Source organism: Zobellia uliginosa, assembly GCF_018860745.1.
In the GTDB taxonomy this organism is placed as follows: domain Bacteria; phylum Bacteroidota; class Bacteroidia; order Flavobacteriales; family Flavobacteriaceae; genus Zobellia; species Zobellia uliginosa_B.
On sequence record NZ_JAHKPY010000001.1, the window covers coordinates 1 to 21,837 of the forward strand.

18 protein-coding genes are annotated in these 21,837 nt (G+C 37.2%); 10 read left to right on the forward strand and 8 right to left on the reverse strand.

What is annotated here, in order from left to right; translation table 11 throughout:
- Positions 1 to 641: 641 nt before the first annotated feature.
- From thrS to rplT, 4 genes are all read left to right on the forward strand, one after another.
- The gene (gene thrS, locus KO521_RS00005) at positions 642 to 2,582 is read left to right on the forward strand and encodes a threonine--tRNA ligase (RefSeq protein ID WP_215938002.1); all 1,941 of its coding nucleotides are present in this window, start codon (positions 642 to 644) and stop codon (positions 2,580 to 2,582) included.
- A 36-nt stretch (positions 2,583 to 2,618) separates the two neighbouring features.
- Complete coding sequence (gene infC, locus KO521_RS00010) at positions 2,619 to 3,167, forward strand: translation initiation factor IF-3 (protein WP_317172083.1); 549 nt, start codon at positions 2,619 to 2,621, stop codon at positions 3,165 to 3,167.
- A gap of 105 nt (positions 3,168 to 3,272) precedes the next feature.
- Positions 3,273 to 3,470: a 50S ribosomal protein L35 gene (gene rpmI / locus KO521_RS00015; protein WP_027064530.1), complete on the forward strand. Its 198-nt coding sequence runs from the start codon at positions 3,273 to 3,275 to the stop codon at positions 3,468 to 3,470.
- A gap of 89 nt (positions 3,471 to 3,559) precedes the next feature.
- Entirely contained in the window at positions 3,560 to 3,904 is a 345-nt protein-coding gene (rplT, locus tag KO521_RS00020; protein ID WP_215937877.1) for a 50S ribosomal protein L20, read from the forward strand.
- A gap of 53 nt (positions 3,905 to 3,957) precedes the next feature.
- Here rplT and KO521_RS00025 read toward each other — a convergent pair whose 3' ends face one another.
- Positions 3,958 to 4,380: a secondary thiamine-phosphate synthase enzyme YjbQ gene (locus KO521_RS00025; protein WP_215937878.1), complete on the reverse strand. Its 423-nt coding sequence runs from the start codon at positions 4,378 to 4,380 to the stop codon at positions 3,958 to 3,960.
- Positions 4,381 to 4,472: 92 nt separating this feature from the next.
- Between KO521_RS00025 and KO521_RS00030 the strand changes: the two genes are divergently transcribed.
- On the forward strand, positions 4,473 to 5,282 hold the full coding sequence (locus KO521_RS00030) for an HAD family hydrolase (RefSeq protein WP_215937879.1): 810 nt from the start codon (positions 4,473 to 4,475) through the stop codon (positions 5,280 to 5,282).
- Here the strand turns inward: KO521_RS00030 and KO521_RS00035 are convergent.
- Complete coding sequence (locus KO521_RS00035) at positions 5,279 to 6,259, reverse strand: helix-turn-helix domain-containing protein (RefSeq protein WP_215937880.1); 981 nt, start codon at positions 6,257 to 6,259, stop codon at positions 5,279 to 5,281. The genes KO521_RS00030 and KO521_RS00035 overlap by 4 nt on opposite strands.
- A 124-nt stretch (positions 6,260 to 6,383) precedes the next feature.
- Between KO521_RS00035 and KO521_RS00040 the strand changes: the two genes are divergently transcribed.
- The 5 genes from KO521_RS00040 to KO521_RS00060 all read left to right on the forward strand — a co-directional run bounded on the left by KO521_RS00040 (position 6,384) and on the right by KO521_RS00060 (position 14,524).
- Entirely contained in the window at positions 6,384 to 8,798 is a 2,415-nt protein-coding gene (locus tag KO521_RS00040; protein WP_215937881.1) for a TonB-dependent receptor, read from the forward strand.
- 20 nt (positions 8,799 to 8,818) lie between these two features.
- Entirely contained in the window at positions 8,819 to 10,219 is a 1,401-nt protein-coding gene (locus KO521_RS00045; RefSeq protein WP_215937882.1) for a hypothetical protein, read from the forward strand.
- Positions 10,220 to 10,307: 88 nt separating this feature from the next.
- Positions 10,308 to 11,819, forward strand: coding sequence for an ankyrin repeat domain-containing protein (locus tag KO521_RS00050; protein ID WP_215937883.1), 1,512 nt, complete (start codon positions 10,308 to 10,310; stop codon positions 11,817 to 11,819).
- A gap of 6 nt (positions 11,820 to 11,825) precedes the next feature.
- Entirely contained in the window at positions 11,826 to 12,323 is a 498-nt protein-coding gene (locus KO521_RS00055; protein ID WP_215937884.1) for a DUF2271 domain-containing protein, read from the forward strand.
- A gap of 5 nt (positions 12,324 to 12,328) precedes the next feature.
- Positions 12,329 to 14,524, forward strand: coding sequence for a PepSY domain-containing protein (locus KO521_RS00060; protein ID WP_215937885.1), 2,196 nt, complete (start codon positions 12,329 to 12,331; stop codon positions 14,522 to 14,524).
- An 18-nt stretch (positions 14,525 to 14,542) separates the two neighbouring features.
- Here the strand turns inward: KO521_RS00060 and KO521_RS00065 are convergent, their stop codons facing one another.
- From KO521_RS00065 to tgt, 6 genes are all read right to left on the reverse strand, one after another.
- On the reverse strand, positions 14,543 to 15,805 hold the full coding sequence (locus KO521_RS00065) for an asparagine synthetase B (protein ID WP_436801481.1): 1,263 nt from the start codon (positions 15,803 to 15,805) through the stop codon (positions 14,543 to 14,545).
- A 112-nt stretch (positions 15,806 to 15,917) separates the two neighbouring features.
- Entirely contained in the window at positions 15,918 to 17,465 is a 1,548-nt protein-coding gene (dnaB, locus tag KO521_RS00070; RefSeq protein ID WP_215937887.1) for a replicative DNA helicase, read from the reverse strand.
- A 156-nt stretch (positions 17,466 to 17,621) separates the two neighbouring features.
- Positions 17,622 to 18,575, reverse strand: a complete 954-nt coding sequence (locus tag KO521_RS00075; protein ID WP_215937888.1) for an acetyl-CoA carboxylase carboxyltransferase subunit alpha — start codon at positions 18,573 to 18,575, stop codon at positions 17,622 to 17,624.
- A gap of 45 nt (positions 18,576 to 18,620) precedes the next feature.
- Positions 18,621 to 19,514, reverse strand: a complete 894-nt coding sequence (locus KO521_RS00080; RefSeq protein ID WP_215937889.1) for a DMT family transporter — start codon at positions 19,512 to 19,514, stop codon at positions 18,621 to 18,623.
- Positions 19,515 to 19,539: 25 nt separating this feature from the next.
- The gene (locus KO521_RS00085; RefSeq protein WP_215937890.1) at positions 19,540 to 20,622 is read right to left on the reverse strand and encodes an LptF/LptG family permease; all 1,083 of its coding nucleotides are present in this window, start codon (positions 20,620 to 20,622) and stop codon (positions 19,540 to 19,542) included.
- Complete coding sequence (gene tgt / locus KO521_RS00090; protein ID WP_215937891.1) at positions 20,622 to 21,752, reverse strand: tRNA guanosine(34) transglycosylase Tgt; 1,131 nt, start codon at positions 21,750 to 21,752, stop codon at positions 20,622 to 20,624. Before tgt ends, KO521_RS00085 begins: the two co-directional genes overlap by 1 nt.
- Between the last annotated feature and the right edge of the window lie 85 nt (positions 21,753 to 21,837).

Here is a 21,837-nt window from a genome sequence, read left to right on the forward strand (position 1 = left end):
AAGTTTCCCTTCCCGAACCTTATTTACGCTGTCTCCACAATATGTCAAATGAACTTCTATTATTCCTTCCCGGTCTCCCGGTAACGCCTATCGAACATCTTACTGTTTGCCTAAGCGGCTGCAAATATACAACTGTTTTTCTAACCGGCAACTTTCTTTCGAAAAAAAACCAAATCTTTTTTCCCGCCGTGAAAAACAATATCTTAAGGAACCTTTACTATTTCTTTACCCTGACCCAACAAACATATTCATGCCTGTTTTGCGGGCTGCAAATGTAAGACCCTTTTTCGTTCCAATCACAATTTTTTAAAGGAAAATTTGAAAAAATACTCAATCCCTTAGTTTTCAGTAAATTATATTCGAATTAAAAATAAAGGGGTTTAAAATTAGATTTTTTTATTCATTCTTACAAACTTCAATCTACTTTTTGCTCTTAATATTTTATTAATTTTTAATTAACCCTTACTTATCACCGTTGAATAACCAACTCTTATGGATTTAACTACCAAAAAAACTGTATCTACAGGTCTTGTACACAAACTTTATCATCGTACTTCATAAACTATAGATAAACTTAACCTTATATATTGTATGCCTAGTAACTCTATACTATCTTTGCACCCTTATAACAAAAAATGGGCTTGATGAAAATTACATTACCAGACGGAAGTATTAGGGAGTATCCCAAAGGAACTACCCCTATGGACATTGCAAAAAGCATAAGTGAAGGTTTTGCAAGAAACGTGATTTCTGCAAAATTTAACGATACAGTCATAGAAACCGTAACCCCCATTAATGAAGACGGAGCGCTTGTTCTTTACACTTGGCAAGACAAGGAAGGCAAAAAAGCATTTTGGCATTCATCTTCGCATATTGTTGCACAAGCACTTGAAGAACTTTACCCCGGCATAAAATTAACGATTGGACCTGCTATTGACAATGGCTTTTATTATGATGTTGATTTTGGCGAGCACACACTTTCTGAGAAAGATTTCCCTTTAATAGAAAAAAAGGCCTTAGAAATTGCGCGCGGCAAGCATGACTTTAAAATGCGACCTATCTCAAAAGCTGAAGCCCTATCTCTGTATAGGAGCCAAGGGAATGAATTTAAGGTAGAACTCATAGAGAATCTTGAAGACGGCACCATTACCTTTTGTGATCATGATACTTTTACCGATTTATGCCGTGGTGGCCACATCCCTAATACCGGCATTGTAAAAGCAGTTAAAATATTAAACGTTGCTGGTGCTTATTGGCGTGGTGACGAAAATAAACCTCAGTTAACACGTGTGTACGGTATTTCTTTTCCAAAACAGAAAGAGCTTACCGAATATCTTACTTTAATAGAAGAAGCTAAAAAACGTGATCATAGAAAACTTGGTAAAGAGCTAGAACTTTTCACATTTTCTCAGAAAGTTGGACAAGGATTGCCGTTGTGGCTCCCCAAAGGTGCTGCGCTAAGAGAAAGATTAGAAAATTTTTTAAAAAAAGCTCAAAAAAAAGCAGGCTATGAAATGGTGGTTACACCTCATATTGGCCAGAAAGAGCTTTATGTAACTTCTGGTCATTACGCTAAATACGGAGAAGATAGTTTTCAACCCATAAAAACCCCTAAAATGGATGAGGAGTTTTTATTAAAACCGATGAACTGTCCGCACCACTGTGAGGTTTTTAATTTTAAACCTCATTCTTACAAAGATCTACCAAAACGTTTTGCTGAATTTGGCACAGTTTATAGATACGAACAGAGTGGTGAACTACATGGTCTTACTAGAGTTCGTGGTTTTACTCAAGATGATGCTCACATTTTCTGTACGCCTGATCAGCTAGACGAAGAATTTAAAAATGTTATAGACCTATCTTTATATGTATTAGGTTCATTAGGGTTTGAAAACTTTACAGCACAAGTATCCGTAAGAGACCTTGATACTCCTGACAAATACATTGGTAGCGTAGAAAACTGGGAAAAAGCAGAAAACGCGATTATCAATGCTGCCAAAGAAAAAGGATTGGATTTCGTAATAGAAAAGGGCGAAGCTGCATTTTATGGTCCCAAACTAGATTTCATGGTAAAAGATGCCTTGGGAAGACAGTGGCAATTGGGTACCATTCAAGTAGATTACAACTTACCCGAACGTTTTGACCTTACTTACAAAGGCAGTGATAATGAGTTACATAGGCCAGTTATGATACATCGTGCTCCCTTTGGTAGTATGGAACGCTTCATTGCCCTCTTACTGGAACATACAGGAGGAAATTTCCCATTATGGCTCATCCCGGAACAAGCTATTGTATTGCCCGTTAGCGAGAAACATGAAAAATATGCGGAAAAAGTTTTAAAATCCTTAGAAAATGACGAAATTCGCGCCCTTGTTGATGATAGGAATGAGACAGTAGGCAAGAAAATACGTGAAGCTGAAATGAATAAAATTCCTTTTATGCTGATTGTTGGGGAAAACGAAGAAGCGTCAAACACTATTTCTGTTCGCAGACATGGCGGTGAAGATTTAGGCTCTATTTCCCTTGAACAGTTTTCAGACTTGGTAACTAAAGAAATAAATAGTACCTTAAAGTCGTTTTAAAAATTTAAGTTTAATTAAAAAGAATTAGTCATAGCAATACGAAAAAGATTTAGGCCCCAACCTAGGAGGGAAAATAAAAACCCTCACAAAATCAATGAAAAAATACTAGCACCTAAAGTAAGGTTGGTAGGTGACAACGTTGAAGTAGGTGTATACCCTATAAGGGTAGCTCTAGATAAATCGGAAGAAATGGGTTTGGACTTGGTAGAAATATCTCCAAACGCAGAACCTCCGGTATGTAAGATTATAGATTACAAGAAGTTTCTTTATGAACAAAAGAAGCGTGAAAAAATCATGAAGGCCAAGGCCACAAAGGTTATCGTAAAAGAGATCCGTTTTGGTCCTAACACGGACGATCATGATTATGATTTTAAGAAAAAACACGCGGAAAAGTTCCTGCAGGACGGTGCCAAATTAAAAGCATACGTTTTCTTTAAAGGACGTTCTATAGTTTATAAAGATAAAGGTGAAATTTTACTTTTAAAACTTGCCCAAGATTTGGAAGAGTTAGGTAAAGTAGAGCAATTGCCAAGATTAGAAGGTAAGCGAATGACCATGTTCATTGCCCCTAAAACCAAAAAATAAAAGCAGTTTAGTTTTATACTTAATTGTGATATAAAATACTGAAACCTGTTCGCTCTTAGCGGACAGGTTCAGCATAAATAAGTGAGATTCATATAAATAGGAAAAATGCCTAAACAAAAAACAAAATCTAGTGCCAAGAAGCGTTTTAAGCTTACCGGTACTGGTAAAATTAAAAGAAAGCACGCTTTTAAGAGTCACATCTTGACTAAAAAATCGAAAAAGCGTAAGCTTAAGTTAACGCATGATGGATTAGTTCATCAAGCAGATGTTAACAGTATTAAAGAACAATTACGTTTAAAGTAATATTCTTTACGGTAAAAAAGTATTAACCATGGAGTTAGGCTTAGAAAGTGTGTAAATTAAAGCACCGCCTACTACAAAAATTTAAAATTATGCCAAGATCAGTAAATGCAGTTGCTTCCAGAGCCAGAAGAAAAAAGGTGATGAAGCAAGCCAAAGGTTATTTTGGAAGACGTAAAAACGTTTGGACAGTAGCCAAAAATGCGGTAGAGAAAGCAATGTTATACGCTTACCGCGATAGAAGAAACAAAAAGAGAACTTTTCGTGCCTTGTGGATTACCCGTATTAATGCAGGTGCCCGTTTACACGGAATGTCTTATTCTCAGTTTATGGGGAAATTAAAAGCTAATGAAATTGAATTGAATAGAAAAGTTCTTGCAGATTTAGCGATGAATCATCCAGAAGCTTTTAAAGCAATCGTAGACCAGGTTAAATAAATTAAAAATACATCTCACTTAGAAAAAGCCCAGTACATTTGTACTGGGCTTTTTTATTTGCCAAAGGCTGTAACAACCAAGTTTCTTCCTGATGCATGATTTCTATGCTCACAAAGATAAATTCCTTGCCAAACTCCAAGATTCAATCTACCGTTAGTAACAGGAATTTGCACGGACGCTCCCATTAAAGATGCCTTAATATGCGCTGGCATATCATCCGATCCTTCATAGGTATGAGTATAATAGGGTGCATTTTCGGGAACCATTTTATTCATATGACTTTCAAAATCTACCCGCACAGTTGGATCTGCATTCTCATTTATAGTTAAACTAGCTGATGTGTGTTTTATAAAAACCTGACACATGCCCACCTTAATTCTTTTGAGCTCTGGAAATGAGCTTAAGATATCTTCTGTCACCAGATGAAAACCTCGCCTATATGCTTTTAGTTGTATTTCTTTTTGAAAAAATTTCATATGTGTTTTATATCAAATAAATGTAAAACTTTCTGAATACGAACCCTAATTAAATTATGAACAGATACCTTTGCAGCTTCTAAAATATACGCATGGATTTATCTAAAGTAAAAATGGTCGTCACGGATATGGACGGGACCTTATTGAACTCTAATCATGAAGTGAGCGCTCGCTTTTTTGAACTGTTCGAAAAAATGAAACAGCAAGGTATTATTTTCGTTGCTGCTAGCGGAAGACAGTATCATAGTATTGTAGATAAATTGTTGCCTATTAAAAATGATATTATTGTTATTGCTGAAAATGGTGGTTTTGCCGTACAAAATGAAACCGAACTATTAGCTACTCCCCTGCCTAACGATTCTAAAAATGTGGTTCTAGATGTTTTGGATTCTATTGAGAACATTCATCCTGTTCTCTGCGGAAAGCACAGTGCTTACATAAAAAGTGATTCAAAAGAGTTTGAAGCTAAACTTCGCGAGTATTATACGGACTACAAGGTTGTTGATGACTTAAAGGATTTTGATGGCGAAATACTTAAAATTGCTATATATCATTTTGAAAGCTCCGAGAAATACATTTATCCATCTGTAGCCCACTTAGAGAAAACCTTAAAGGTTAAAGTATCTGGTGAAAACTGGGTAGACATTTCTAGTCCCAATGCGCATAAGGGCTATGCGCTACAAAAAGTACAAGAACGCTTTAATGTAACTCCTTCTGAAACTATGGTATTTGGAGATTACAACAATGACCTTGAAATGCTGGCTTTAGCAGATTTTAGTTTTGCCATGGAAAATGCACATCCTAACGTAAAAAAAGTGGCTAATTATCTTACGGACAGTAACGATAATTATGGTGTGGAAAATATCTTACAATCAATGCTCACCTCAAAAGATACTATTTAAAACGAGCTGTCTAGCAACATGCTTGGCAAGTATCCCATTGATTTTTTAAATGCCACCGTAAAATGTTGAGGATTGGAATACCCAACTTCATACGATGCTTGAGCAATTGTAAAATTTTGCTCTAGAATTAGAGCTTTTGCCTTCTCCATACGTAGCTCGGTAATATATTTAAATATGGTAGTTTGATGCACTTTCTTAAAGCAACTTTTTAGTTTGGTTGTATTAAAACCTGCTACTTTGGATAGCTCTTTAATTGTAAGTTTTAATTTTAGGTTCTGTTTTATATACAATACTACTTTTTCAATAGCTTCGTAATCAACAGCTGGTAATTGTATCTTCTTTTCATCTACACACTTTTCTTTTCTTAAAAACGCTTCTATTACCAAGCAGCGCATTTGAGATTCAATATAATTCGTTTTAGCATTTCCTGTGAACGGACAGTTCAAAATTTCAAGAAGTAACACCCTTAACCTTTTAGGAATTGGTTGCCCCTTATCCCATAGACTTTTAGGATATTTCCCAGAAGAACTTAAAAAATTCTTGAAAGCATTGTATTCTGTTCCTAATAAATCTTCCAGGAACTCCTTAGTAAAAAATATTTCTACCGAAATATAGTTTAAGCCGTCAAACTTCTGTTTCCCGAAAATGCTGGGCCATTGAATAATATTGTAAAAACCAGAATTTATATTCACTTTGGCTTTCTTCTCTAGACTAGTAAATTCATAGTTTCCTTCCAACAAGAAATGTATACCGAAACAAGAACAAGAACTTTCATATTGCACGTCAGAAAAATTACCGAAACTCAAGTTCCGCAATAAGACTGTTGCCCCATCTACCCGAAGTTCATGTTTACTTCCGTTAACACTCTTTCCTATCTTAAAAACTTCAGTCTTAAGCGCATTTTCATGTTTTAATTCTATTGAATCAACATCATTGTTTACACAATACTCCTTGGATGGAAAAAGACCTATTCTCATTTATTCCTAATTCGTAACTAAAACTTCCTTTCGCGTTATTCCTATCTCAAAACCTAGATTAGTTTTGCAAATATATTTATTTAGACTAAATCTTAATAGAGATAATATTTTTTTTTGAAATTATATGAAGAACTTATTTACGGCTTTCTTTTTCTTAGCAATCTTATCCGTGCATGGACAAGAAACTTTGGGCTTTATATCTGGTGTAGTGAGTGATGTCTCTGGAAAGCCTTTGCCTTTTACTAGCGTTATATTGGAGGGACTAAAACTTGGTGTTCTAACAGATGACAATGGCGCGTACCGTATTGACAAGGTTCCTTTTGGCAAACATAAAATTGTTGCCTCTTTTATTGGCTATGGTACGCGCAAGAATGAAATTGAGGTAAATGAAACTACCGTAAACATCAAAATCAATTTTATCCTAGAAGAAAATGTAGAGAAACTAAACGAGGTTACGATAAATGGCAAGAGCAAAGAAACAGAACTTGAAACCAAAGGTTTTGCTGTAAATGCCATAAACACACAAGAAGCCAGCCTTAGAAGTATTCAAACCAACGATTTATTGAACACTACAGTTGGGGTTAAAATACGTCAAAATGGAGGTTTAGGATCTAATGTCCAATATAGTCTTAATGGTTTATCAGGTAGGTCCGTAAGTATATTTATAGATGGTATACCCATTTCTATTTATGGATCCTCTTTTAGCCTAAATAGCATTCCTCCATCCATGATTAAGAATATTGAAGTGTACAAAGGAGTGGTGCCAGGGCATTTATCTAGCGACGCTATAGGCGGAGCCATTAATATTGTACTACATAAAGGAGCCAAAAATAACTTGAATGCTTCCGTTTCATATGGTTCTTTTAACACCTTACAGACCAATTTAAACGGAGCATATAGATTTGACAAATCCGGATTTACCGTCAAAGCATCCGCTTTTCATAACTACTCGGATAACGACTATAAAATCTCAGGGAGAACCATTGTAGATATTGCTCCCAATGGAGTAGAAACCCCCATCGTTGCTAGAAGGTTTCATGATGCTTACCGTTCTACAGGAGGTATGGCGCAAATAGGATACACCAATGTTATCTGGGCCGATCAGTTCTTAATAGGGGTTACGGCTTCTGATGAATATAATGAAGTACAACATGGTACTTTCGTAACTAAACTTCCCTATAAAGGACGCTTTTTAGAATCTGACGCCATATTGGGAAATCTAACGTATCAAAAGAAAGATATTTTTGTTAAAGGTCTTGATCTTAATGTCACCGGTGTATATGGTAAGCGTAATCGCATCATAAATGACACTGTTCCCGAAGCTTATAGTTGGACGGGAGAAAGAAGAGTTGGTTTTGATGGTGAGTACCTTGATTACATATGGAGTTCCCAAAATGAAAATGGACCAACACTGGCCAAAATAGTCAGAAATGTATCTTCTGTCCGTTCAGGTCTATCATACGGCATTAATGACAACCATAAAGTCTTGCTGAACCATGTATATAGTGGTGTTGACCGAGAAGATAGTGATGCAATGATATCGCTACTAGAAAACACTTTTCAACAAACAAGTGATTTATATAAGCATATTACTTCTTTAAGTTATGAGGTTAATGCCTTTGAAGAAAAACTAAACCTAAATGCTTTTGGAAAATATTATCAACAAAAAGTTAAGAATACCCAACCTGAATTTAATGAAGACAATACCGAAGTCATAGATGAAGTTTATGATAGTAACGTAGATTATACCGGGTATGGCTTTGCTGCCTCGTACATCATTATTCCTACCATTACCTTATTAACATCTGCCGAAAAAGCCATTCGCTTACCAAGTGAAAACGAAGTTTTTGGAGATGCGGGAGACAATTTGCTCCCTAACTTAACCATTAAACCAGAAACAAGCAACAATTTAAATTTAGGTTTTAGACTTGGGAAGTTCAATATAAACAAGCATGGCCTTACACTCGCTGCCAACTTTTTTTTCCGAAATATTGAAAACAGAATTGGGTTGCCTGCCAATGCCGATGCACTAAGAGACAGTGATGAGTTTATTCAGTATACCAATTTAGAAAATACAGCCGAATCCAAAGGTATTGAAGCAGAATTCAATTATACCTACCATAACAACCTGGGGTTTAATGTCAATATAACCCATATGAGCTTGACCACGGTTAATTCAGGTATTAAAACCGACGTTCCTAACGTACCCCTATCGACCATGAACGCTGGTCTGCGGTATACCATTAAAGATTTAATCCAATCAAAATCAGTAATCAATCTTTTTTATAACGCTTACTACACAGATGAATTTGCATTCAAGTTTGCTGCAGGAACCAATACTACAGGAGAGGATGAATTTCTAATTCCACAACAGTTTGCTCACGACTTTGGCCTAAGCTATACTTTCCCAAAAAAGGATTTTGTATTGAGTCTTGATGTTAAAAATATTTTTGATCAAGACATCTATGACAATTTATCGGTTCAAAAACCAGGAAGAGGCTTTTATTTTAAACTCAATTATACAATCAATAATTTTTAAATATCTAAATAGAATCTATTATGAAACGACCCGTATTAAATTTGAAATCATATGCCATAGCCATATTTGCCGTTGGTTTTATGACTGCTTGTAGCAGCGATGACAATACAGTAGCACCGGAAACTGAACAAGAAGAGGTGCAAGAAGTTGAAAAGGAAGAAGAAGAGGTAGAATCAAGATGGATTACCATAGCTGGGGCCAAAATGGGAGACAACCCAGGAGATGGAAACGGTGGAACTCTCATATATTCCGTAACCAGTGAAGATGCTAAAGACCCTACGGTACAAATAGACCCTTTTAACAATGGTTTTGTAGCCCCGTCTAATAGAACGGCAAGATTACAAGCTTCAGAAGACGGTAACACTATTTTTAATATCAGTTATGCTGGTGACACTGGAGGTAATTATACAAAATACACAGTAAATGGAGGTAGTGATTTTGAGCTAACAGGTTCAGAAATCAGTATTGCTCCTTATGTGGGTACTGCTCCAAGATGGATAAAATTGTTTGACGGAGATAACACCGGTTCTGCAGTATACGTATCTACCGAGCATCAAGTTGATGATAACGGTACTCCTAATGAAGTTACCGATGACACCTACATACGCACAAGTCAAACTATAGGTGTAGTTACCTTAGATTTAGTTGATTCTAAAATAAACGCATTTGAAGAACATGAAATTGGGCTAAGTGATGAAGAAGAGGCAAAAGGTTATTATATCTCTAGAATAGATATGCCTACTTTAAATGAGGCTGGAGACAAATTATACATTGGTGCTCGAGTAAGTAAAATAGACCCAACTACACTTGAAAGTGATGAGACTGATTACGAAATTTTAGGATCCAAAACTATTGTATTAGATTACCCTTCTTTGTTAAACCCAACTGTAATTACATCAGGTGTTGGCCACGGTAATACTAATGGATACCGTAGTATCAATTCTTTTGAATATGGTGGAAGCGTTTACCAAGCCAACCAAAGTGACCCTGAAGGTTCTTATATCTTAAAAATTGGAGCAGACAACCTATATGATGATTCATATGACTTTAATTTAGATGATGCTCTAGGTGTAACCGGTGCATACGTTTTGGCATGGAGACCTGCAGCCAATGGAAAAGCAGTTTTGGCTTATCGTCATGATGGGTCTGCAGAAGGTATTTCCGGTAGAGGAGAAAGCTTTTTTGCATTAGTGGATTTGAACGCAAAAACCGCAACTCAAATAAACGATATTCCTTACGAAGTAGATTTTGAATTATTCCAGTACCAAGGTTATGCGGTTGACGGAACGGAAATCTATCTTACTCAAGCACCAGTTGGTCAAAATGGTAATATATATATTGTAGAGACCGAGACCGGTGCAGTAACAAAAGGTGCTGAATTGGTTAATGCTACAGGCAGCCATTTCATTGGCGCTTGGTAACCTATTAAAATTACTAGGTATAAAATACCATTATCGGGCTTAATGTCCGGTAATGGTTTTAACAAATTAGAACCTAAATTATACGAACATGAAGACAGCTATTTTTAGAAATTTCGTTTTAGTTCTCAGCTTCGCTCTGGTATCCATCAGTGCCATGGCCCAGCGAGGAGGCCCAAAAGACCCTAATACTTTATTAAATAGAAGTTTTTGGGAGAAAAAACCAAGTATTAGTACTATTGAAGCTACTATAAAAGAAGGTCACTCGGCCACGGTAGCTAACGGTGGTGGTTTTGATGCAACTACCTTTGCACTATTGGCAGACAGCCCTTTAGCCACAATAAAATATTTGGTTGAGCAGGGTAATGACGTAAACAAGAAAACACATGATTCTCGTACCTATATTTTCTGGGCTGCTTACAGTGGGAACGTAGAAGCAATGGAATACCTAATTGAGAAGGGTGCTAAACTAGACGTAGTGGATTCTCACGGTTACTACCCTAGTGCTTTTGCCTCTGCAAGCGGACAAACAGATTCGAAAATTTATGAATTGTTGATTGCCAATGGTGCCGATTTAAAAAATGAAAAAGACCATCATGGCGCTAACATAATTTTAGTGGCAGTGTCCAGTGCTAAAGACCTTAAATTTACAGATTATTTAATCTCTAAAGGTCTAGATATCAATACTACGGACAAAGATGGCAATGGCATCTTTTATTATGCAGCAAGAGGAGGAAACATTGATGTACTTAAAGCGCTAAAAGAACGTGGTGTTTCAACCGCTAAAAATACTGAAACCGGTGAAAATGCTATCCTTTCCGCCAGTAGAGTTGGCCGTGGAGGGGGTAATGGCTTAGCCGTTTTCAAATACTTGGAAGAGCTTGGTATTGAACCTAATGTTGTTTCTAAGGAAGGTACCACACCATTACATAATTTAGCATCATCTAAAGACATTAAAGTTTTGGACTACTTCATATCAAAAGATGTAGACCCTAATGCGGTAGATGCAGAAGGCCAAACGGCTCTAATAAAGGCTGCCGAAAGAAATGAGTTGGAGGTTATCACTTATTTTACTGAGAAAACCGATAACATCAACCATGCCGATAAAGCCGGACATACCGCTCTAACCGCTGCCATTCAAAACAACAGTGCAGATCTAGTAACATATTTAATCTCTAAAGGAGCTAGTGTCGGTGTTCTTGATAAAAAAGGAAACAACTTGGTTTCTTACCTTTTTAACGGTCGCGGAAAACCTCGTGATTTTGATGCTAAGGTTGCCGCATTAAAAGGTGAAGGTCTTGATTTTACACAACTACAAGGCGATAATAGCACGGTATGGCATTTAGCAGTTGCAAAAAACAATTTGGGTCTTCTCAAAAAGGTTAAGGCATTTGGTGCAGATATCAATGGCAAGGATAAAGATGGCAACACCCCGTTACATTATGCGGCCATGAAAACCGAAAATGCAGAAATCTTGAAGTTTTTGATTGCAAATGGAGCCGACGTAAAATCGACTACCGAATTTGGTGAAACTGCCCACGATTTAGCAAGCGAGAACGAATTGTTGGCCAAAAACAAGGTTAATCTTCAATTTTTAAACTAGTTCCCAATGAAAAATTCAATAATCAAGACCGTTGGTGCGCTTGGTTTAGCCTGTGCGCTCTTTATATTATCCTCTTTTGTAAAAGAGCCGGAAGTGAGTTATAAGTGTATGATTCAAATGACAAACTATACTGGCGAAAAAGCCTATGTAGTGGTTTCTTTGATAAATCCTGATGGAACGTACGAAAAAACACTTTATGTTCAAGGAGATGATAAAGAATGGTTCCCGGATTTAAAAAACTGGTGGGAGTTCAGTGACGGTACCAAGGAAAATGTAGATGCCATTTCAGGGGCTACCATTGGCAACGGAGAGCGGAATATTATATCTTTGGGCTTCAATGCCGCTCATATTGATGCGGGTTATAAAGTTCGTTTTGAGTCTGCGGTAGAGAATCAAGAATACTATGCCGTAGATGCAGAAATTCCATTGAACTCTGCTACGATTAAGGAAAAAGTAGACGGAAAAGGTTACATCCGTTATATAAGAATGGTACCTAACAGATAGCTTTTATGATTGTATCGGTATGGAGATATAGCCATTTACTATTTGCAATTATATCTTCTATTTTTCTTCTGATTGCTTCCATTACGGGTGTGATTCTTGCTGTAGAACCAATTTCGAATAAAATTGAACCCTACAGTGTATCAGGTGCCGATGAGCTTTCTTTGGCCGAAACCTTAGAAAATCTTAATGCGAAATACGAAGAAATATTGGCTATATCACGTGACCGAAATGGTTTCATAAGTGTCACTGCCATTGTAGACGGGAAGAACGAAGCATTTTATATTGACCCGTTTACAGGTGAAAAATTGGGGGCTTTACTTCAAAAGAAGCCCCTTTTTCAGTTTGCCACTAACCTTCATCGTTCCCTTTTTTTAAAATCTACAGGACGTTTTCTTATTGGCCTTGCTTCTTTTTTACTCGTCCTAATTATCATTTCTGGCATTGTACTTATAGCTAAAAGACAAGGTGGATTTAAACAGTTCTTTGCTCCAGTAGTCCGTGAAAATTTTTCACAATACAACCATGTGGTTTATGCGAGGTTTTCACTTATTCCCTTATTGGTATTAGCAATTACTGGAGTTTATCTTTCTTTACTACGGTTTGATGTGATTCCGGATACTCAGGTTGCTTTACAAGTGGATTTTGATTCCATTCAAGAAGAACCTTTTAAAGAATATACGGAATTTGACCTGTTCAAAACTACACCTCTATCCGAGCTACGCGAGTTGGAATACCCCTTTTCGGAATTTGTTGAAGATTATTATATTATTAGACTGAAGAATAAAGAAGTATACCTAAATCAGGTTACTGGCGATGTACTGGCGGAAGAAAAATACCCTACAGTACAGGTCATGTCTTCTTGGGCTACTGTATTACACACCGGAGAAGGGAGTATCTTATGGTCTATTGTACTTGGTTTGGGAAGTCTAGCCATTCCCTTTCTAACCGTAACGGGCTTTATCGTATATTTCAAAAGGCCTAAGACAAAAATTAAAAACACCTATAATAAGAACGAAGGTACCTATATAGTTTTAGTAGGAACTGAAAGAGGAACCACACTTCAATTTGCTCAAGAATTCCATAAACAACTATTATCCGCTGGAAAGAAAAGTCATTTGGCCCTGATGAATCAATATACCCATTTCAAAAAAATGGAGCATTTAATTGTTATAACCGCGACTTACGGGCAGGGAGAAGCTCCTGCATCCGCCGAAAAATTCGTGCAACTGGTTAAAAAACATCCGCAAAAACAAGCTTTTGATTTTTGTGTAGTAGGTTTTGGATCTACGGCCTACCCTAATTTCTGCCAGTTTGCCTATGAAGCATATGAGGTTTTAGGCAATTTAGAAAATAGCGCTGCACTACAGGATGTATTTACAGTGAACGACCAATCTTTTGAAGCTTTCAACAATTGGTCTGATGCATGGTCTAGAAAAGTAGGTTTGAATATTCTCCTAGAAAAGCCAAAATTAGCTGCCAACTCCTTACCTCCTTCCACATTTGAAGTCATCAATAAGGCAGAAATACCCGAAGATGACACGTTTCTTTTGAGCTTGAAAAACCTAAACGGTTCCATACCCATTTCTGGTGATTTACTATCGGTAATACCGGAAGAAGGAGCTCGTGAGCGATTATATTCAATAGGAAAGCTGAATGCAGAAACTCTATTGATTAGCATAAGAAGGCACGAACAAGGACTATGTTCTAACTATTTGCATCAACTTGGGCAGAATGAAAAACTGACTGCTACTGTAGTGGACAATAGAAATTTCCACTTTCCAAAAAATGCAAAAAAGACCATCTTTATAGCTACTGGAACTGGTATAGGACCCTTCCTTGGAATGATAGAAGAGAATAGCCATAAGAAAGAAATTCATATGTATTGGGGAGCGCGAACTACCAATTCATTCAATCTGTACAAAAATTATATAGACAAGGCCCTACAAGATGGAAAGCTTACGAATTTCAAAACTGCGTACTCACGTAATCAACCTGAAAAAATCTATGTACAACATCTAATAAAACAGGATAAAGAACTGTTTGTAGAGGTTCTAAAAAAGAAGGGTTGTATTATGATTTGTGGATCCATTGCCATGCAAAAAGAAGTACTACAGGAACTACAGCAACTCTGCAACGAACATCTTGGCAAAGACTTGAGCCACTATCAAAATCGTAAGCAAATTAAGATGGATTGTTATTAAAGCAACCACCTAGCATCTTTAGGTCTTCTGCTTCTTCTTTCTTGCTGCCGGAAATAAAACATTGTTCAGTATCAGTCGATACCCAGGAGAATTTGGATGTAACTCCAATTCCGTTTTTGGGTCCCCTACCCTGTGCTGGTAATCTTCTGGGTCGTGACCACCGTAGAACGTAAAAAAGCCTTTCCCTTTTACACCATGTATATAACGGGCTTCGCCATTCAGTTTATTTTCGCCCAAAACCATGACCGTTGGCTTCACTTCTTCTCTTGCGAATGCCGTGGTCTGCCCCATAAAGCCCTTGACCAAAGCCGTGTGGTTTTGACAAAGCATAGTAGGAACGGCATCCCATTTTGCAGAAAAATCCATTAGCGAAAAGTAATCGGACTCCTTAGGAACGTTACCCCTTTTACTGGTCATATCAATTGAAGAAAACTCATATTTTAATGGATTCCTTTCCAGAGTAAAATCCGTAAAGGCAAACGTTTTATTATAATCCAATCGACTTTGGTAGTTGGCGTCCGATGGGTCATTATCGAACATAGGTTCGCAAATATCAACGCCTTCGGCAGAAAGTGCGATATCAAAACTATCAGTAGCGGAACACATAGCGAACATAAACCCCCCCCCAATAACATACTTTCTTATTTTTTGGGCAACGGCACTTTTCTCTTCCGAAACTTTCGAAAACCCATGAGTATGAGCAAGCGCTTCAGCTTCCTTTTTTTGTGCGATATACCAGGGAGCAGCGCGATAGGCTCCATAAAATTTTCCGTATTGACCTGTGAAATCTTCGTGATGTAAGTGCAGCCAATCGTATAGCGCCAGTTTATCACCTAAAACCTCTTCGTCATAAACGGTTACATAAGGAATCTCAGCATAGGTCAAAACCATGGTTACGGCATCGTCCCAAGGTTGATTTCCTTTTGGGGAATATACCGCAATCTTAGGTGCCTTTTCTAGAATTACAGCGTCTTGATTTTTAGATGGACTACTGATTTCCGACAAAATATTTGCCGCTTGACTATCAGATAGAATTTCATAGGATACCCCTCTAATTTGACATTCTTTACGGATAACATCTCCATCGGGCAGTAAAAAAGAACCACCTCTATAGTTCAGAAGCCATTGTACCTTTTGTTGCTTGTTGAGTACCCAATAGGTAATTCCATAGGCTTTAAGGTGGTCTTTCTGACTCTCGGCATCCATGGGAACTAAAATAGAGGATGCGGAAAGTTGCAAAACACCTATTAAGATGAAAAGAACGGACAAAAGCGATTTCATCATATTTCTATCACATTATTTTTTCTAAAGATACTTGAAAAACTGCGCTTTTTATCTTCATTCAAAGTTAAAGCTAATAGAAAACTAACTGATTTTTGTAATTTTTCTTCTATTAAAACGGAACATCATCATCGCCAGGAGGCATGCTATCGTTCATAGAACTACCAAAAGCTTCGTTCGCATCTGGTAAATTAGGTGTAATAAAAGGATTGTCTTCGTTCTCGTTCATTTTAGATTGGAACTCAAAAGGAGAATCAAAATCATCAAGATTATCAAACTTACCAAGGTTTCCAATAAATTTCAAACGAATATTTTCCAGACCACCATTACGGTGTTTGGCAACGATAAACTCCGCCTGACCCTGTGTAGGGCTTCTTTCTTCATCATCCCATTCATCTATTTTGTAATACTCGGGACGGAAAATAAACGAAACAATATCCGCATCCTGCTCAATTGCACCAGATTCACGTAAATCCGAAAGTAAAGGTCTTTTACTTCCACCACGCGTTTCCACCGCACGTGATAGCTGAGATAGCGCAATTACGGGAATATTCAATTCTTTTGCCAATGCTTTAAGGTTACGCGAAATAGTAGAAATTTCCTGTTCACGGTTTCCTCCTTTACCGGTTCCACCAGCGGTCATTAACTGCAAGTAGTCAATAATAATTATCTTAATGTTATGCTGAGAAGCCAGACGTCTGGCCTTTGCACGTAAATCAAAAATGGATAACGACGGAGTATCATCAATAAACAAAGGCGCCTTTTCCAAAGCCTTCACTTTAACGTTTAGTTGTTCCCACTCGTGTTTTTCTAATTTCCCTGTTCTAAGCTTCTCGGAAGAAAGTCCGGTTTCCGAAGAAATAAGACGTGTAATTAGCTGTACAGAGGACATCTCACAAGAGAAGAACGCCACACCTTGACCACTATCTACTGCAATATTTCTTGCCATGGACAACGTCAATGCCGTTTTACCCATACCAGGACGCGCTGCCACAATAATCAAATCACTTGGTTGCCATCCCGAAGTTAATTTATCCAATTTATCAAAGCCGGTAGCGATACCGCTCATTCCTTCTTTATTGGAAATTTCTTCAATCTTTTTCTTGGCCTGGATAACCAAATCCATTGCGGTTTCGGCAGATCGTTTTAAGTTCCCCTGCGTAACATCATACAGTTTGGATTCCGCACTATCCAAAAGGTCAAAAACATCGGTACTTTCATCATAAGCCTCTTCAATAATCTCATTAGAGATTTTAATTAGGCTTCGCTGGATATATTTTTGAAGAATAATACGGGCATGGAACTCAATATGTGCCGAAGAAGCTACTTTTTGAGTCAGTTTTATTAGGTAAAAATCGCCGCCTATAGACTCTAATTGTCCATCTCTTTTTAATTGAGATGAAACCGTTAATAAATCTACAGGTTCCGAACTTTCGAACAGTTTAAATATGGCCTCATAGATGAAACGGTGGGCGTCCTTATAGAAAACATCGGGATGTAAGATATCTATCACCTCATCTACCCCTTTCTTATCAATCATCATTGCACCAAGAACAACCTCCTCTAAATCAACTGATTGTGGTGGAATTTTACCGCGCTCTAAATTGATTAGGGTTGATTTATCTATTTTTCTGGCCACGACCGGATTAATTTTTTCCATTTCACGAAATTATACAATAAACTAAAAGATAATGCGAAGTAAAGTTAACAGGTAATGAACATTACCTTGTTAATAAGTTACGATTTTATGTTGATAACAAAAAAAATCTGAGAAAAGTCTTTCTCAGATTTTTAACCAGCTTGTTAAAAGTGTCAGTTAACCGTTAAAAACTCCCATTTGAGCGTATTTATCCATTCGGCTATTCACCAATTCTTTTGGGGATAACTTTTCTAAAGCCTCAAATTGAGCGACTATTTTATTTTTTACCACATCAAAAGTCTTCTCTCGATTTGCGTGTGCGCCACCCGCAGGTTCACGTACGATTTCATCGATTAATTTTAATTTTTTCATATCGGTAGCGGTCAGCTTCAATGCTTCGGCAGCTACTTCTTTATACTCCCAACTTCTCCAAAGAATAGAAGAACAAGACTCGGGAGATATTACGGAGTACCAAGTATTTTCCAACATCAATACTCTATCACCTACACCTATTCCCAAAGCTCCCCCAGAGGCTCCTTCACCTATAATCACAACAATTATCGGCACTTTAAGGCGGGTCATTTCCAAAATATTACGAGCAATTGCCTCTCCTTGGCCACGTTCTTCTGCCTCAATACCGGCAGCACCACCGGGAGTGTCTATAAAACACACAACAGGAACATTAAATTTCTCTGCAGATTTCATTAAACGCAAAGCTTTACGGTACCCTTCTGGGTTGGCCATGCCAAAATTACGGTATTGCCTTGTCTTGGTATTGTATCCTTTTTGCTGTCCGATGAACATAAAACTCTGATCACCAATTTTACCAAGACCACCAATCATAGCCTTGTCATCTTTCACATTTCTATCTCCGTGAAGTTCTAGAAAAGTATCGCCACATATGGCATTGATATAATCTAATGTATAAGGTCTATTAGGATGTCTAGATAACTGTACCCGTTGCCAAGCAGTAAGATTTTTGTAGATGTCTTTTCTGGTATCGGCTAATTTCTTTTCGATCTGTTTACAGGTCTCCGATACATCTACATCGCTTTCCTCTCCAATAATCATACATTTATCCAGCTGGTCTTCAAGCTCTTTTATCGGGAGTTCAAAATCGAGATATTCCATTAGTGTAATAGGTTTAGTTTGATGGGCAAATATAGAACTTTAAGCTTATCTCTTGAAGGGTTTTTTTAACCTTCTCTTATTTTTCATTATTCCGTTGGCAAGAACCGTCATTAGGATGATGCCACCACCTACATAAAATAAGGGATTCATTTTCTCTGAATCGCCTAAGATAAAATACGCCAAAATTATGCCGTACACAGGCTCTAGATTGATTGTAAGCATTACTGTATAAGGACTGATATACTTTAATATTTTTACCGATGCAATAAAAGCATAGGCCGTACAGATAGATGCTAATATAAAAAGATAAAATATATCATCTGATGACAATTGAAAAAACTGTGCATTAAAGCTCCCCCGAAAAGCTAGAAAAATAGTCAATAGCACTACCCCGCTTAATAACTCATAAAACGAGATTACCGATGGCCTCTCTTTCTGAATAAGCTTACCGTTTATTAGTGAGAAAAGTGCTGAAAGAAACGCGGAAATAAGGGCCAAAACAATACCGTACAGATACTGGGTATCAACTTTAAAAATCAAATAAAGCCCCAACATAACTATAACTCCGAACAGAATTTCGTACCAAATCATTTTGCGTTTGTACCAAAAGGGCTCAATTATGGCGGTAAAAAAAGCGCCTGTAGACATTGTAGCTAAAGCTATCGAGACATTAGAAACCTTAATTGCCAAGAAGAAAGTAACCCAATGTAATGCAATTACCACCCCTGCTCCCATCAAAGCTAAAAGCATCTTACGGCTAACCTTAAGAGAATATCTTTTTGCGAACAGATAGAAAAATATAAGTACTGCAGCTATTAGCATTCGGTACCAAACCAAAGGCATAGCATCTAAGGTTATTAATTTTCCCAAAACCGCGGTAAAGCCCCAAATAAAAACTATAAAATGTAAGTGCAGGTAGTTTTTTAGCTGTGCCCCCATAAAAAACTTTTTAAATGCCGCTGCATTATCGTTTTGCCTTCTGTAACAAAACTACAGCAAGAATACTAAAAATCGTATTAGGAATAAGTACGGCCAGAAGAGGTGAAAAACCTGACTGTTCCGCAAGTGTTCCAAAAACTTTGTCAAAGAAAACAAAAACAAAGGCCACAATAATACCAAAAGCCAAGTTTATACCCATTCCTCCACGCCTTTTTACGGAAGAAACCGCAACGGCTATGATAGTTAAGATAAAAGCTGTTATAGGCAGTGCCCAACGTTTATACTTCACCAAAACATAAGCGTTAATATTTGATGCCCCCTTTAACCTTTGGTCTTTTATAAAACGGTTGAGTTCAAAAATATTCTTGGTTTCTGCCGCATAGGATACCGGGGTAAGATCGCCTATTTTAAAAGAGAAAAGCGTATCTAACCTACGTTTGGTTTCCACCATGGCGGTGTCATTGATTAACTTTCTTTTCTTGTATGTAGTTAGACGATACATACTGTCTTTCTCTATATATCTAATATTAGCGGCAGATATCTTAAAATCGAGTTCATTTTTCTCGTTAAATCTTTCAAAAGTAAAATTGTACCCTATTTGTCTAGCCGGATCAAAACTACTCACATATATAAAGTCGTTGGCATTTAATTGGGTAAAAATATTATTGGTAACCCTGTCCTGTTTTCCCTTTTTCAGATATTTATATTTAAACTCGTTAAAGCCTTTACTGGCATTGGGCACAATAAACATACCCATAACAAACATAAGTATTGCAATAATAGAGGCCCCTATAATATAAGGACGTAAAAATCTTGAATAAGAAACACCTGAACTTAAAATAGCTACAATTTCAGTATTACCGGCTAGTTTTGAAGTAAAGAAAATGATGGAAAGAAAAAGAAATATAGGAAACAGTAAACTGCCTATATAAATGGTAAAATTACCAAAATAGATAAGTATTTCATCCAATGGTGCTTCATTAGCCTGCATTTTGCCTATCTGCTCGGCCAAATGCGCCATGATGCCTATAGGAATGAACAGCAAAATCATCACCGAAAAGGTGACTAAATACCGCTTTAATATATATTTATCTAATATCGTTAGCACTACAATCGTTTATCCATTTGCTTCACCATACGGTTTTTCCATTCTGTGAAGTCCCCCGCTAAAATATGCTTTCGAGCTTCACGGGTCAACCAAAGGTAAAATCCTAAGTTATGAATAGTGGCAATTTGCTTTCCTAAATACTCCTTGGCAACGAATAAATGACGTAAGTAGGCCTTTGAATATTCCAAGTCCACAAAAGTAATTCCCATATCATCTATGGGAGAAAAATCATCTTCCCATTTCTTATTCTTTATATTGATGGTACCATGGGCCGTAAACAACATTCCATTTCTAGCGTTTCGTGTAGGCATTACACAATCAAACATATCAATACCCAAAGCAATATTCTCAAGAATATTAATTGGCGTACCAACCCCCATTAAATACCTAGGCTTATCTTCTGGTAAAATCTCGCAAACTACCTCGGTCATTGCATACATTTCCTCAGCAGGCTCACCAACGGAAAGACCACCAATGGCATTGCCTTCCGCTCCTACACCTGCAATATATTCTGCTGAACGTTTTCTCAAGTCCGTATATGTAGAACCTTGAACTATAGGGAAAAACGTTTGAGAATAATCATATTCAAAAGGGGTTTTCTCCAAATGTGCAATACAACGTTCCAACCATCTGTGGGTCATATGCATTGATCTTTCGGCATATCTATAATCACAAGGGTAAGGTGTACATTCATCAAAGGCCATAATAATATCGGCCCCAATGACACGCTGAATTTCCATTACATTTTCAGGTGTAAAAAGATGCATTGAACCGTCTATATGCGATTTAAATTTTACACCTTCTTCTTTAATTTTTCTATTTCCGGAAAGTGAATATACTTGGTAACCTCCACTATCTGTAAGGATATTTCTATCCCATCCCATAAATTTATGGAGTCCGCCTGCTTTCTTTAGAATTTCGGTTTTAGGCCTAAGAAAAAGATGATATGTATTCCCTAGAATAATATCCGGGTTTATATCCTCTTTCAATTCTCGCTGGTGTACACTTTTCACGGATCCAACCGTGCCAACAGGCATGAATATAGGGGTTTCTATTGCTCCGTGATCGGTAACCATGGTTCCTGCACGCGCTTTACTTTGGGGGTCTGTATGATGTAAGGTAAATTTCAAAATAATATTTATGGGCGCAAAGATAAACAACTGCTTAGCATAATAGCCTTAACGAAAAAATAAAGTTTGCACGAGTTTGAACCTC